The sequence below is a fragment of the Psychrobacillus soli genome (genome assembly GCF_006861775.1).
Classification (GTDB): domain Bacteria; phylum Bacillota; class Bacilli; order Bacillales_A; family Planococcaceae; genus Psychrobacillus; species Psychrobacillus soli.
The window spans coordinates 1-14,549 of record NZ_VDGG01000070.1 but is presented as its reverse complement, the minus strand read 5'-3'; the positions used below and the strand labels follow the sequence as shown (position 1 = coordinate 14,549).

General features: G+C 35.1%; 12 protein-coding genes. 2 read left to right on the top strand and 10 right to left on the bottom strand.

What is annotated here, in order from left to right; all coding sequences use genetic code 11:
• Positions 1-391: 391 nt before the first annotated feature.
• Positions 392-1,243: a DegV family protein gene (locus tag FG383_RS19675; RefSeq protein ID WP_142609253.1), complete on the top strand. Its 852-nt coding sequence runs from the start codon at positions 392-394 to the stop codon at positions 1,241-1,243.
• A gap of 78 nt (positions 1,244-1,321) precedes the next feature.
• Here FG383_RS19675 and FG383_RS19670 read toward each other — a convergent pair whose 3' ends face one another.
• The 10 genes from FG383_RS19670 to FG383_RS19625 all read right to left on the bottom strand — a co-directional run bounded on the left by FG383_RS19670 (position 1,322) and on the right by FG383_RS19625 (position 12,385).
• Positions 1,322-2,341 carry a histidinol phosphate phosphatase domain-containing protein gene (locus FG383_RS19670; RefSeq protein WP_142609251.1) on the bottom strand — a complete coding sequence of 340 codons (1,020 nt, stop codon included), beginning with the start codon at positions 2,339-2,341 and terminating at the stop codon, positions 1,322-1,324.
• Complete coding sequence (locus FG383_RS19665) at positions 2,338-3,138, bottom strand: DeoR/GlpR family DNA-binding transcription regulator (RefSeq protein ID WP_142609249.1); 801 nt, start codon at positions 3,136-3,138, stop codon at positions 2,338-2,340. The genes FG383_RS19670 and FG383_RS19665 overlap by 4 nt, the downstream gene beginning before the upstream one ends.
• A gap of 33 nt (positions 3,139-3,171) precedes the next feature.
• Positions 3,172-4,512: an MATE family efflux transporter gene (locus FG383_RS19660; protein WP_142609247.1), complete on the bottom strand. Its 1,341-nt coding sequence runs from the start codon at positions 4,510-4,512 to the stop codon at positions 3,172-3,174.
• Positions 4,513-5,403: a metallophosphoesterase family protein gene (locus tag FG383_RS19655; protein WP_142609245.1), complete on the bottom strand. Its 891-nt coding sequence runs from the start codon at positions 5,401-5,403 to the stop codon at positions 4,513-4,515.
• 12 nt (positions 5,404-5,415) lie between these two features.
• Positions 5,416-6,312, bottom strand: a complete 897-nt coding sequence (locus tag FG383_RS19650; protein ID WP_142609243.1) for a carbohydrate ABC transporter permease — start codon at positions 6,310-6,312, stop codon at positions 5,416-5,418.
• 65 nt (positions 6,313-6,377) lie between these two features.
• Complete coding sequence (locus tag FG383_RS19645) at positions 6,378-8,069, bottom strand: extracellular solute-binding protein (protein WP_142609241.1); 1,692 nt, start codon at positions 8,067-8,069, stop codon at positions 6,378-6,380.
• Between the two features lie 24 nt (positions 8,070-8,093).
• Positions 8,094-9,002, bottom strand: coding sequence for an ABC transporter permease (locus FG383_RS19640; protein ID WP_246097068.1), 909 nt, complete (start codon positions 9,000-9,002; stop codon positions 8,094-8,096).
• A gap of 86 nt (positions 9,003-9,088) precedes the next feature.
• Entirely contained in the window at positions 9,089-10,570 is a 1,482-nt protein-coding gene (locus FG383_RS19635) for a CehA/McbA family metallohydrolase (RefSeq protein ID WP_142609239.1), read from the bottom strand.
• On the bottom strand, positions 10,548-11,690 hold the full coding sequence (locus FG383_RS19630) for an ABC transporter ATP-binding protein (RefSeq protein WP_142609237.1): 1,143 nt from the start codon (positions 11,688-11,690) through the stop codon (positions 10,548-10,550). Before FG383_RS19630 ends, FG383_RS19635 begins: the two co-directional genes overlap by 23 nt.
• 206 nt (positions 11,691-11,896) lie before the next feature.
• Positions 11,897-12,385: an amidase domain-containing protein gene (locus FG383_RS19625; RefSeq protein ID WP_142609235.1), complete on the bottom strand. Its 489-nt coding sequence runs from the start codon at positions 12,383-12,385 to the stop codon at positions 11,897-11,899.
• A gap of 228 nt (positions 12,386-12,613) precedes the next feature.
• On the opposite strand from FG383_RS19625, the gene FG383_RS19620 reads away from it, so the two are divergent.
• The gene (locus tag FG383_RS19620; protein ID WP_185908020.1) at positions 12,614-13,636 is read left to right on the top strand and encodes a DUF2804 domain-containing protein; all 1,023 of its coding nucleotides are present in this window, start codon (positions 12,614-12,616) and stop codon (positions 13,634-13,636) included.
• Positions 13,637-14,549: the final 913 nt, after the last annotated feature.

Below are 14,549 nucleotides of genomic sequence, written 5' to 3'. Positions count from 1 at the left end.
TTTTTAGTTCATACTTCTTCTGTACCCAATAAAAAAGAAGATGAATCAGTTTGGTGAAAAAAAAGAGTGAACTAGAAACAATTTTTCGTTATTTTTTATGGAGTATTTCTAAAGTATACAGCTATGGACGGCGACTCCTGCCGAGGCCAACAGGATGTTGGTCACGAAGTCGTTGCCACACGGATGTGGTGCTCTTAGCCTTTGTTTCGCTGTTTGGCTAATGAGCCACCCTAACGACGCATCATCCACATGTCTAGATTTTTATGATTTCCTTTAGTATAACTAATTATTATTACATACATAGTAATTTCAAATATTCATATGCGAAGAAATACAATAACTATGCTATAATTACTAACAAATAAATAATGTATGAGATAGGATGTCCGACATGACTTTGAAAAAAATTGCTTGGGTTGTAGATAGTACTGCTTATATGAACTCCCTTTTAAAAGACCATTCAGATGTTTATGAAATTCCACTGAATATTCATTTTGGCCAACAGCAATTTATAGATGGTGTAGACTTAACTTCTGAACAGCTGTATGAACGTATTCGAAACGGTACAGATCCAGTAAAAACTTCTCAACCATCCGCGGGAGAATTCGCAGAACTTTATACGAAACTAAGCAAAGAATACGAATCCATCATTGCAATCCATGTTTCCAATAGTTTAAGTGGAACGATTTCTTCTTCCTTAAGTGGTGCAGAAATAGCAGAAGTACAAATGGAATGTGTCGATTCTTTTTCTTTATCTGCCGGGATAACAGGACTCGTCGAAAAAGGTCTCGAGTTGCAAGCACAAGGTCTACCTTTTGACGAAATCGCGTCTATGTTACGAAAAGAAGCTACTAAATTTCGGAACTATATTTTAATCGGCAACTTAACTCAGTTATATAAAGGTGGAAGATTGAGTAGTGCCCAATTTTATTTAGGTAGTTTATTGAAAATAAAGCCAATCATTCAGATTAATAACAAAGGTGAATTGCAAGAGCTGGATAAAGTTCGCTCTCAGAAAAAAGCAGTTCAATATTTGATCGATCGGGTTGTAGAATCGGTCGAACAAGAAGATGCCAAATTAGTGTATATTATGCATTCTAATGCACTGACACAGGCTGAAAGTTTAAGAGATGCGATTTTACTTCAATCCCCTACTATTAAAATAGAGATCGGAGAAATTAGCACTGTTTTAGCAGTTCACGCAGGCGAAGAGACATTAGCTGTGCTTTGGTACGTGCCGTAACAAAACCAAGCAGGACACAAAAAAGAGCTTAGAGAGTAGTTTCCAACGACTTTCTAAGCTCCTGTTTTCAATACACTATCATGTAACTAAAATGGGATCCATATGTAGAGGCTTTACAATTCTTTTTTTCTTATGAAAGGTTACTACTTCTTTCACACCTTTTTCCACTAACATCTTTTTTATATCATCTGAATAAATACCTAAATCATTAGGAAAATGCGAATCCGAGGATGTTGTGAACTTTACTCCTTCTGCAAGTAGGATATTTAAAAACATTGGGCTCGGGCACATTTCTTTCACTGGATAGCGATAAAATAATCCAGGATTGATCTCTGTAGCCATGTCATTTTCAACTAACGTTTTTGCAACCTCTTTATATATTTCCACCAAACTTGCTTCATCCGGTCTATAATTAAATACTTTCATATTGTCTAAATGCGCAATAAAATCAAAAATTCCACTTTTTGCTGCTTTTTTTACCGTTTCAAAATGATTATTGTAGAGTTCATTCAGATCATATTGCTTAAATTTATGTTGCAGTTCGGGATTATCGAATCCCCATCCTTCATAAAAATGCACAGATCCAATCACATAATCAAAGTCATAATTACTAAGTATAGATTTTAACTCCTCTTCTCCACCGACAAAATAATCAGCCTCTATACCTAACCTTAGTTCAACCCCTTTAGAAGCCCACTTTTCCTTCTGAGAAGTAATGAATGTAACAAACTCTTTCAAACTTCTGACCATTACTTTTTCTAACCAATCTGCTTGTTTTTTACCTACCTCTTCTGAACTAACATCCATATATTTGGTAAAATACGCTTTCGTTTCTTTGAATCTGTATAAATGATCAACAATTCCTACCTCTTTAATTCCTTTATTTAAAGCTTCTTGTAGAAAAAAATCTAACCACCAAGTGGAATATTCCGTTTCATCTAAGCGTTTACGCATTAGCTCCATCGATTGTACTAACCACTCTTTTGTATGCTTTTTTTCTTTCATAGAGTCAAAATGCTCCAATGCCTTCAACGTTTTCTCTACGAAGGAAAGTGAATAAGGTCCTTCTTCCAGATGAATATGATAATCTACTTTCATATGCTCCATTCCTTTTTCATATGTTCTGCATCATTTGTGCTAATCCACTCATATTCTCCTCTAGACCAGTCTAAAGGTTGTTCTTCATTACAAATGACTTTTGTAACTTTGGAAATAGGGCTTATTTCAAATAATGTCTTTTTATTTAATTTGGATGAATCAGTAAGTAATATAGCTTCCTGGCTATGCTCAATCATGACTTCTGATACTAGTGATTCATCCATATCGTAATCATATATAGCGTCTTTCGTCACTCCACCACAGGATATAAAGGCTTTATTAAAATTAAATCTTTTTAAAAAATCCACCGTAAATGTACCTTTTACAGATGCTTGATCAGGATTTGTAATACCTGGTAGCATAATTACTTGTCCAGAAATGCGCTTCTCCTCAATCGCCAAATTAAATCGATAGGCTGCACTTAGAGAATTCGTTACAACTGTTAATGATTGAATGTCTTCTATCATATCCGCAATATGTACGGTCGTCGTACCAGCATCTACTACAATTGTATCTCCGTGCCGAATAAGCTCGGCTGCTTTTTTGGCTATTTTCACTTTTTCATCAAAATTCAATGACACTTTCTTCTCATATACCATCTCTTTTTGAGTCGGAACATAAGGGACTGCTCCACCATGGATTCGTGTCAACTGCTCATTCATTTCAAGCTCTGCTAAATCTCTTCTTATTGTTTCAGGCGTTACATTTTGATGCTTCGCAATATCCATTACCATGATTTTGGAAGACATTTGTAGTTGGCTTAATATAAATTGGTGTCGTTCATCTTTATTGAACATTCCATTCCCTCCACCGTTATCTAGTCATTAGTATTAATCTACCAATATGTTCACTGATTTCCAACGCCTTTTTTTCCATCGCAAAAATAAAAACAAAGCACGAATCCACTCATCTAATATAAATACGATCCAAATACCTACTAATCCATAGCCCAACCATACACCGACGATAAAACTCATCGGAATAACAAACCCCCATACAACAACAATACTTATAAATACAGGATACCTCACATCGCCTGCAACATTAAGATTCGAAACGAGGATAACATTTGCTGTTCTAGCAGGCTCTAACAAGATACTGAAAAAAACTAACAGGATCGTAAGATGGGCTATTTCCTCATTTGAAGTGAAGAAGGAAATAACTGTGGAAGATAATAATGCGATAATAGCTGTTAAAGTAGTAGTTATAGCAACACTTTTCACTAATAAACGTACCGAAAAGTTATACGCTACATCATGCATTTTAGTTCCGATGAGCTTACCTGTTATGATTTGACTTGCTTGAGATATTGCCATTGAACAAGCAAAAACAACAGAAGTAATCGTCTGCGTATAAATTTTAGCAGTAACAGTAGCGGCACCTAAGCTAGCTATAAAACCAGTAATAATTACTTGCGATAAATTATACGAGACATGTTCCCCAGCTGAAGGGATACCGAGCACTAGAATTTTTTTCATTGCTTTTACATCTATTTTTAACCAATCAATAAAACCAAATAGTAGTTGCTTATGTTTCACAAAGTACAAGCATAATATGATCATACCAATCATTCTGCTTAAGTTGGTCGTAACAGCAATACCAAAAACACCTTCACCGAAAATCGAAATTGGTGTGAATAGTACGATATAGTTAAAAATAATATTAATAATATTAATGAATATGGACACAAACATAACAAATTTAACCATCGAGTAGCTTCTAAAGATGCTTCCTAATAAGCCCATAATCGAATGAAAAACGAGACCATATGTAACTACTTTTAAATAGGTGGAAGCTTCACCCATCAAACTCTCTGGTACTTGAATCATTTGAAGTAGTCTTCCATGAAAGATTACTAAAGCAGACGTCATTACAATAGTAAAAATCACATTTAAATAAAACGCTTGCGAAACAACTTTTGCACTTCTTTCCTGTTGATCAATTGTCGAAAGTTGAGTTAGCTGAATAGCTGTTCCAATATTGATAAATCCGTAAATCATAGTAGTCACAACTAGTATTTGGTTCGCTAATCCAACCGCTGCAACACTATTGTCGGAGTATTGACTAAGCATTAACACATCCATGTTCCCAAGTAGAAGTTGGAATAGCTGCTCCACTAGCAAAGGTATAAAAAGGAATTTGAATGTAGGTATTTCTTTAAAATTTTTCATTTATTTATAATTTTGATAGAAAGTTGTTTCAATAATATGCGTATCAAACAACTGATTGGAGTTCAATTCAATTACGCGTGCCCCGCGTGTTAGTTCTCCATAACACTGGAATCCACTAATTCTACCGTAGCATAATTTAACCTCATGAAGCTCGGCAACAAAGTCATTATCATGATCATGTCCACAAAATACTCCTGCGACATTCCCATTCAATAATAGCGAAGTAAATAATCCAGTATTGACCATTGGGGAAGAAATACTTTCATTTTTTTGACCACTAGCTTGGCCATCTTCCCATGCTTCTTTATATTCTGGAAGTGGTATATGCAAGAATAATAAATCTTGCTTGAAATCTTTCTTTCTACCACCATAATGTTTGGAAACATTATTAAACCATGTAACTTGATCTGGATGAACAAACTCATATGTCCCAGTTTTTAGCGGATCCAAAGCACCACTATCAATCATGTAAAGAACATTTGTCACAGTATTATGCTCATCCTTTATTTCCACACAATAAGCTGCTCGATCTTCCACCACATGTAGATGCTTTTTCTCTACTAGTAAATCAATTTTTTCTTCCATTTTCCTTAATTCGGAACGGGTAACACCTTCTTCCGTATCATGGTTACCATAAGTTATTGCTATTGGTTTGTTTAATGCATTTAATACGTTTATCAATTCATCAAAACTTTTTTCCGGCCCTTCTACACCTTCAGACCATATTAAATCTCCTGTAATAACAATTAAATCTGGATTTGCCTTTTCCGTCATTTCTTTTATATGGTTAAACGTTAAATAGTCATGTTCATGAAAAGGCATTGATCCTACATGTAAATCAGTCAATTGCAAAATCGTAAATTTTCCATCATTTTTCATTACTAATTCCATTATTCCATCCTCCTATTCTTTTACCGAACCGATATTAACACCTTTAACAAAATACTTTTGAATAAATGGGTAAATCATAATAATTGGTGCTACAACAAGAATTATCGTTGCCATTTTTAAAGAATCACCTGTAACCGTGATTTTCTCTATGAGTTCATATGCACCTGAGTTTTTCATCAACGCATCTGCTAAAGCTTGTTGTCTTGTCAACATTTCTTGTAAAATTGTTGCAAGTGGTTTTAGTTCTGGATTCCTTACATAGAATGATCCAGAGAACCAATCATTCCAGTGGGCAACAGCGTTAAAAAGTCCAATTGTCGCAATAACTGGTTTACTCATTGGTAAAATAATTTTAAGGAAAATTTGAAATTCACTACAGCCATCGATTCTAGCTGCTTCCTCAATACTATCTGGTATTTGCAAAAAGAAAGTTCTCATGATTAATATATTCCACACACTATAAAGGCTTGGAATAATATAAACCCAAATCGTATTTGTTAAATGGAGTTCCGTTAGTACTAAATAATAAGGAACAATTCCGCCGCTAAATAACATCGTAAAGAAGATGAAAAATGTAATGAACTTTCTACCCGGCAATGTCTTCGTTTTAAGTGCATAGGCAGCCATTGCAGTTAAAAATACGCTTATAATCGTTCCTACTACTGTTCTGAACAAACTAATTCCAAAAGCATTTAAAATGGTTGATTGCTTAAAAACTTCGATATAATTTTCAAAACTAAACTCTCTAGGGAAGAAAGAGATTCCTCCTCTTTGTGCATCAGTTCCTTCATTAAGCGATAATGCTAGTATATTTAAAAAGGGTAGAATGATAGACAAGCAAAGCAGAGCCACAATTATCAAATTGAATATTTTAAAGAAACGCCATGTTTTATCATGCTCGTCGAACATACTTATACCTCCAATTAGTAAAGCTTCCTTTCCTTCATGTAGAAAAGAAAGGAAGCATTTTATTTTTAGAATTTAATTGTCGTTCCTTCAGATTCTTTTTCTTGAATTAGATTAATATAATCGTTTAGTCCAGCTTTTTCTAATTGTATTTTAGAATCATTTAATATTTTCTTCGCTTCTTCCGAAGACTTACTATAGTAGGCACGAAGTAAATTTTCATTGTACGTATCTAATGCAATGTTTAAATTATCGCCATTTTGGAATTCGAAAATAAATGATTTAGGAGTTGAACCGTCTATTACTTTTGCATTCTGGAACTTCTCGTCATAATTCCACATTTGAAGAATTTTTTCTGCAGCTTGAATATCTTCCCCAGCGACTCTTGCACCGTATTCAAACTCACCGAAATCCGCTAAATTGTCCATATCTGTATATCCTAAATGCTCTGCCCAGTAAGAACGAACTCCTCTAAAACCTAACTTAGCTGCTGCTTCTGGATCATTTTCTTTTAATTCTAGTACTTCTTTTTTCACTAGAGGATTACCTTGTTCATCTAGTGTGTAATCTCTTCCTTCAATTCCATAATGGCTGAGTAACTTACCTTCACGACTTGCTAAAAAATCAGCTAATTTCACTATATCCTCTGGGTGTTCTGTTGTTTTAGGAATAGACCATCCAGCATAACCAGATTTGTAGTTTAATTGCATTTGATAGTCGCCTTCAACGGTATCAATTGGGCCAAGCGGGATATATTTCATGTCATTATTTTGTACAACATAGTTATGCATATCAGAAACAATCCCAAATGATTTGTTCACAATGCCTTCTTTCGCTCTATTTTCTTCCATCGTGAAAAACTCAGGATGAAGGAGACCATCCTCTAATAATCCCCTAATAAAATTAACTCGTTGTAGACCATACTCGGTTTGAGATTCATGCTTGATTGTTCCATCTGTATCTTTCAAAAACTTCTCACCGGTAGCCCCTGACCATACAAGATCATTAAAAATAGCATCTCTGTCTGCTCCACCCCATGCAGTTGGACCAATAGGTGTCATCGGTTTACCATTTACATCTTTTAAATTGGCAGCTTTAATCTGCTCTGCTACTTCACGTAATTCTTCTGTAGTATCAATTTCAGCTGGGTTGATACCTAATTGGTCTACAATATCCTTTAAAATGTATGGCCCTCCAACATATTTACGGGTAACAGTTCCAGCTTCACGTGGAATGGACATATGCACAAAATAACTTGAATCATTAAATTCATCTCTAAACATGACATTGTCTTTCGTGTCTTTTGGTAAATAGCCTTCTTCAAAATACTTACTATAAATGTTTGTTTCTTTTAACATTGGCGTTAAATCGTGGAACATGCCTTCACGAGCGCCTTTTAATAAAATTTGCATTTCCGGTCTTCCACTATGATCTAAGTAGTATGCAATGAAATCTGGTAAATCTCCTGATGCTAGCCCAGAAGTTAAAGCTTCCGTTGAGCTTTCCACTGTAATTCCTTGTAATTCTAAAGTAATCCCTGTTTTTTCTTTTAATTCGGCAGCAATTTCAGGGTTCATTTCGGCTGAAACGTCTCCATCACTCATAAATACAAGCCCTTTTACAGTTCTATCTGCGATCCAAGTATCAGGTGCGCCTTCAGGTTTTTCATGGCTAATCGCTTCCTTATCATTCGTGCATGCTGTGAGTAACAAAATGCTTACTAATAGCACCGATAATAGTTTATATGTTAGTTTTTTCATCTTTTTTTCCTCCTAAATAGTGAATTACCATAATGATGTATTAAACTTCTTACTTGCAAAACGGTTTACTGCAAGTACAACAATTAATCCTACTATTCCTTGCATCATTCCTACTGCTGTTGCATAGCCGAATTGGCCACTTTGGAGACCCGTACGAATAACATACGTATCGATAATTTCAGAAACTTCCATATTACCTGGAGTTTTTAGTAAATAAATTTGATCAAATCCTGCTGATAAAATATTTCCTAACGATAGAATAAACAAAATTAAAATGGTCGGTCGAATACCAGTTAAGGTGATATGCCATATTTGTCTCCATCTATTGGCACCATCGATCGCTGCTGCCTCATATAAAGAAGGGTTAATACCCATAATTGCGGCAAAATAGATGATAGAGCTCCAACCAATATCCTTCCAAACATAGCTCCAAAACATGACGGAATGAAAACTTGCTTCTTCCATTAAGAAGAATCTGCTCCCATCACCTCCCAAGAATGAGATCATTTGATTCAATAATCCCGTGTTTGGTGCTAAAATACTTTGTAAAATCCCTACAACAACTACCCAAGATAAAAAGTGTGGTAAATAAGTGATACTTTGAAAAAAGCTTCTAATTTTATTATTTTTTATTTCATTAAACATAAGCGCTAAAATAATCGGAAACGGCAACGCTAATATTAATTTCATCGAGCTGATGATGAGTGTATTTTTGACAAATGTCCAACTTTGGGGATCCTGAAAAAATCGTTCGAAGTATTGGAGTCCTACCCAAGCGCCGCCAAATATCCCTGTATCAAATCGAAACTCTTTAAACGCCAAAACCATACCAGCCATCGGTAAATACGAGAATATAATGAAGAAGATAATACATGGTAAGAGCATAAAATATTGAGCCCGATGTTGCCAAATGTTTTCAAAATTGATCTTCATTGGCTTTACTTTTTTCTTTTTTTTCAAGCTAGATGGTGTTTCTATTTTTTTATCAGCTGTCATCACCATAAAATAACTCCTCCTTCCTAATTCATTGATTCATTTTCTGTGAAATAAATGGGATTTGTTAATAAAATACGATTTAGATCCTGATCAAAAGCTGAAACTCTTAACCATCTCAATTGTTTAATAGTATCGATTATGTAATGAATATCTAATTGATCGCTTTTAACTAAATCCCCTAAATTCGATTCCACTTTCACGACATGCACCTTGGTAGCATTTGTAAGATGAATATTTACTACCATTTCATCGGCATCATTTAAAGTTATCCGATCTCCACTTGTCCACTCGTTATTAATATTCCACTCAATTTGAGGTGCAATTGTCATATAGCTTCTTCCAAGTTTTATGGCATGTAAGATGTCCTGTTCCGTTGCATTTTTCTCAGCCATGACATAAAGAGAAGCTGGCATTTTAGTTGTTTTTGAATGATGCCAATCCCTTCCACATGTTGCGGGGATCTCCATACCATGATTTAATAATTGCGTCCATTTCCCAATGGCATCTACACTGGATAACGAATAATGCGGATCTTCTGAATTCCAAACTTCAATAAAATCAATATACTCTAGAGATTCCAACACATACTGCCATCTACAGCCTGTACAATATGGACTTCCAGTATCAAATGGATGAGCAATACCTATTAATAAATTTTGCTCTTTCATTTCTTTTAATTTTGCATGGATATTATATCGATCAATAGATGTCCAATCGATCGGCTTTTGATCTTGATAGCCTAATGTTAAGAAATGTCCGTGTAGTGTTGTCATTTCTAATCCTTTAATCAACTTGATCGATTTATTCTCCATTGCAAGTTCATTAAATGCACTTAACGTATTATGATCTGTTATCGCTAGCCAATCGATGTTTTGCTTAATGGCTTCACTCACTAATTCAGAAGTAGTATGAATAGCATCACTATGTTGCGTATGCGAATGTAATTCTACTTTTTGGTAATGGAGGTTATCCATTTTATTTCTCTCTAATGCATTTTTAGAAATATCTTTTATTGTTATAGGTTGAGAAACACTCAATTCCTCTTCATGTAGCACTTGAATCGTGCAATCGATTTTCGTCAATTCCGTAACCAATGTATGTAGGTTGAAAGATATATCCCAAAATCCTGGCTCGATTTCGCCAGTATTCATCCCTGGTGTAGAACTCGTGTTGTTAATCGTAATCGTTCCAACTGATTCAAATCGATGACAGCTTCCTTCGAATCCTTGATTGGAGCGAGCTGATATAGTAATTAGGTTTCTTACTGATTGAATATGAGCTCTATCTGAAGAAGCCATATGATTGTCTTTCTGATATTTTAAAAACAGTTTATCTACATTTGCTTCTACTTTTTCTTCCGTTGGTGAGTAAGCATAATGGATACTAAGCTCTTTCGTTAACTTTGGTACTTCCACTCTAAATAAAATATGTGACTGATGTGCGTCCGGGGTAACTGTAAGTTGATAGTTCCCTAAAGTTGTTTTAAACAGCGACAATTGCTTCACCTTTTTCAATCTCTACTGAATGTAATTCAATTCGTTCGGTTGATTGTTTATCAAAATAGTGGATATGTTCAAAGTCAAAAATCATGTCAATTGATTGACCTGATTCAAATGGTTCTACTGCATCCACTTTTACAACCATTTCCTTATCATTCAATTTCACATGTAAAATGGTTTCAGATCCTGTTAGTTCTGCTAATTCAATTTTTGTTTGAAAATGAACGTTATTTTCACTTTCTTTATGTTCATTAGCTAATTTAATATGTTCAGGTCTAATACCGATAACAATGGTTTGGTTCATATATCCTTTTTCTTTTAACGTATTAATCTGATCCATCGATAAAGGAATAATAGTTCCAGCTATATCTAGTCCGGCTTCTGTTAAAATACCTTCCAGAAAGTTCATAGCAGGAGCACCTATAAAGCTCCCAACAAAAATATTATTTGGTTTCGCATAAATTTCTCGTGGCGTTCCAACTTGTTGAATGACTCCATCTTTTAATACAACAATTCTAGTCGCCATAGTCATCGCTTCTGTTTGATCATGCGTTACATATATAGTTGTTGTTTTCAATTCTTTATGAAGCTTCGTTATCTCTGCTCGCATTTGTGTTCTTAACTTCGCATCTAGATTAGAAAGAGGCTCGTCCATTAAAAATACTTTGGCATCTCTTACAATTGCTCTCCCTAGCGCTACACGTTGTCTTTGCCCACCTGATAAAGCTTTTGGCTTTCTGTCTAATAATGGTTCAATATCTAGAATCTTTGCTGCTTTAAGCACCCGTTCTTTGATTTCTTTTTTTGGAACTTTTCTTAGTTTTAAAGAAAAAGCCATATTCCCAAATACAGTCATATGTGGATACAATGCATAGTTTTGAAAAACCATTGCAATATCTCTGTCTTTCGGATGTAAAGAATTTACTACTTTATCGTCTATGAGTATTTCTCCATCACTTATACTTTCAAGACCTGCAATCATTCGGAGCGTAGTAGATTTACCACAACCTGAAGGACCAACAAACACAATAAACTCTTCATCATTTATTGTTAAATTAAAATCTTTTACTGCTTTTACGTCACTACTATAATCTTTCGATAAATTACGAATTAATAACTTAGCCATGGTACCTCCTAATAAAGTTCGTTTTGTTTTTGTTCTCAATCATTAAATGTTTGTTTTATTTTTGTTTACATCAGAAATTTAACATGCAAATATTAAGCGGATATATTACACAAGTAAATAATTTGTAAATTACAAAAGTAGTAGTACCATTTACCATAATAAAAAGGGTAACTAAAACGTCTGAGCGTTTAGTTACCCTTCTTCTATTAAAACTGATCTTTCACATGGAAAAAGACGTATTTTGTATTTGGTGTATGTGCATAGGAATCTGCATAGTTCCAGTGCCTATTTCGGCTATTATTCGTATGCGCGTTTACATAAGGGATGCCATCTTGAACACTCGTTACAATTGTCGAATGGTCGTATCTCCCGTCCCCTTCAAAATCATAAAAGATAAGATCCCCGATAATCAGCTTGCTTGGAGAGTCCACTTGAGTAGCCTGTAAACCTATTGTAGACCCAGCCAAATACCATCGTAAAGAATGAGGCGTACTCCAACTAAAACTCCAATTGTTATTCCCTAACCACCATCCTCTTTCTCTATTAAATTGTCCTCTCATAGGGGCACCACCGGCAAATAAACATTGTGAAATAAAATTGGTACAATCCACATCAAACATAGGAAACTTGGGGTTGTAGCTATTCCACCACTTTTGGGCATAAGCCACCGCGGCTTCGCGGTTATAAGTTGCCAATTTTCAACCTCCTTCTATTTGTTTATATGATTTAAAAGGAATTATATGCTAGTATTGATTCAATGAATTTTTAATTTTTTCACAAAAATTTAAGCCTCCGGCAGATGTCACAGATTTTATAAACAATTACTTGCGTTATGGGCAATTCAAAATCTAGACGCAATTACGCCAAGGCATAATTGATTTTTTTGAAAATGGTAACCTACTTTTCAGAAAGGAAGATGGCTAGTGATACAGCATGCAGAAAAAGAAATTACCGAGTCAACTTTGCTATGTGATGAGAAAGGTAATTTGAATCCAAAGGCAATTGGGTATGCCAAAAAACCAATCATTGAGAGCAATTTAAAAGGTCATTATATGCGGAAAAAAAAGTGGAATTATTGGTGTGTTTTTGGAGATGAGATACTCTTTTCTGCAACAATTAGTCATTTAGATTATGCAGCAGTTTGCTATGTATACTTCTTAAATTATGAAACGCAACGATTTGTAGAAAAAACGGTTACAATTCCTTTTGGCAATAAAGTAAAAATGCCTTCAAACGTTCTAGAAAGTCTTCATCTCCATTCGAAGGAGATGTCCATCCAACTATTATATATACAAAACGAAACGCATATGACGATTACAGTACCTGATTTTGATGGTGACCTTTTGCATGCTGATTTACATATTTCGCATCCCTTAGAAGATGAATCATTGAATGTTGTCATCCCTTGGAATCGAACACAATTTCAATTTGTAGCTAAACACCATATATTGCCTACTTCTGGATTTGTAAAAATGGGAGATGCTCGTTACGCTTTTCAAGCAGAAGATAACTTTGCGGTACTCGATTACAGTAGAGGGATTCTTCCTCGGGAGATGACGTGGAATTGGGGATTTGCTTCAGGGCGGATAGGACTTAGACGTATTGGATTAAACTTTGGCGGAAAATGGACAGACGGTACAGGCATGACTGAAAATGCGATTATATTAGATGGAAAACTAACGAAAATACATGAGGACTTATTGTTTACTTATGATACCAACGATTTTATGTTACCTTGGAAAGTGAAAACGAAATTTTCAAATGAAGTAGATTTAACATTTACCCCTTTTTTCCACAGAACTACGAAAACGGATATAAAACTTGCTTCTTCTGAAATCCATCAGATGATTGGTTACTATAATGGCAAAATACAATTAGAAAACGGTCCAACATTACATATCCGTGAAATGTTGGGTAGTATCGAAGAACGAAAAGCGAAATGGTAGTAACAAAACCACAAGCAACTTTAAGGTCAAAACCTATTTCTATCGTTTCCGTAGGCCTTTGGACAGACTTATCGCTATATCATTACCGTTTGATTTTTTTGAAAGGCTGGTCATGACTAACGTCACGACCAGCCTTTCTTTTCTCGGTAATCTTATTGCATTTATCTGTCCGTCGTCCTCCTTCAACCGTACAAATAAGGTTAAGACCTTTTCGGATAATGAGAGAAAAGATACTTTCCAACTCATAAAGGAAGCACCCGAAGACGCAATTTCGGGTGCCCAAGTAGCTCCTCTATACAATAAATGCTCACTATTTTTGGTCATATACTTTTTACCAGTAGAAGGAATTTAGTAGAAATGCTCTTCTTTAAGATTCTTCCTAATAGGTATCCTCTTCTTAACCTATTATACATTCCACTGCATTTTCCTATCGCTCAAAGTACAAGTAACCTTATGCACTCAAAAAGTATATACTCTCTTCTCTTTTAGTTGTCTTTTCTTGACGCTTTCCGTGGGGTGAGCGATGAACCTTCACCGCCGCTTGCGCGTACGTCTGAGAAGTCTCATTTTGCTCACAGAGGAATAAAGAACGCCACATCGTGTGGCAACGCCTCCTGCTACGAAAATCTATGGAAAAATACTAACTTATAGGAATTATATATTGATAAAAATGGTTGGACGATACATTATCCACTACGAATGTGACAAAACACATCTCAAACGAGAAAAAACGGTCTAGCAGATGCTAGCTGGCGATTTCATGGCTTCAAGATATGTTGTTCCCAGAATAGGTCGAAATCATAGTAGTTTCACATAAAGTAAACATACTATTTTAAGAATTGATTGCTGTCATCGGAATTTTGGTTGCTCTCGCACTGATTTGATTGCTTTCCTAGTAAAAATGATTGCTTTA

Coding starts and splice junctions, on each gene's coding strand:
- FG383_RS19650 (WP_142609243.1), bottom strand. CDS start 6,312: ATGTTCGACGAGCATGATAAAACATGGCGTTTCTTTAAAATATTCAAT.
- FG383_RS19660 (WP_142609247.1), bottom strand. CDS start 4,512: ATGAAAAATTTTAAAGAAATACCTACATTCAAATTCCTTTTTATACCT.
- FG383_RS19670 (WP_142609251.1), bottom strand. CDS start 2,341: ATGAAAGTAGATTATCATATTCATCTGGAAGAAGGACCTTATTCACTT.
- FG383_RS19645 (WP_142609241.1), bottom strand. CDS start 8,069: ATGAAAAAACTAACATATAAACTATTATCGGTGCTATTAGTAAGCATT.
- FG383_RS19655 (WP_142609245.1), bottom strand. CDS start 5,403: ATGGAATTAGTAATGAAAAATGATGGAAAATTTACGATTTTGCAATTG.
- FG383_RS19675 (WP_142609253.1), top strand. CDS start 392: ATGACTTTGAAAAAAATTGCTTGGGTTGTAGATAGTACTGCTTATATG.
- FG383_RS19630 (WP_142609237.1), bottom strand. CDS start 11,690: ATGGCTAAGTTATTAATTCGTAATTTATCGAAAGATTATAGTAGTGAC.
- FG383_RS19640 (WP_246097068.1), bottom strand. CDS start 9,002: ATGAAGATCAATTTTGAAAACATTTGGCAACATCGGGCTCAATATTTT.
- FG383_RS19665 (WP_142609249.1), bottom strand. CDS start 3,138: ATGTTCAATAAAGATGAACGACACCAATTTATATTAAGCCAACTACAA.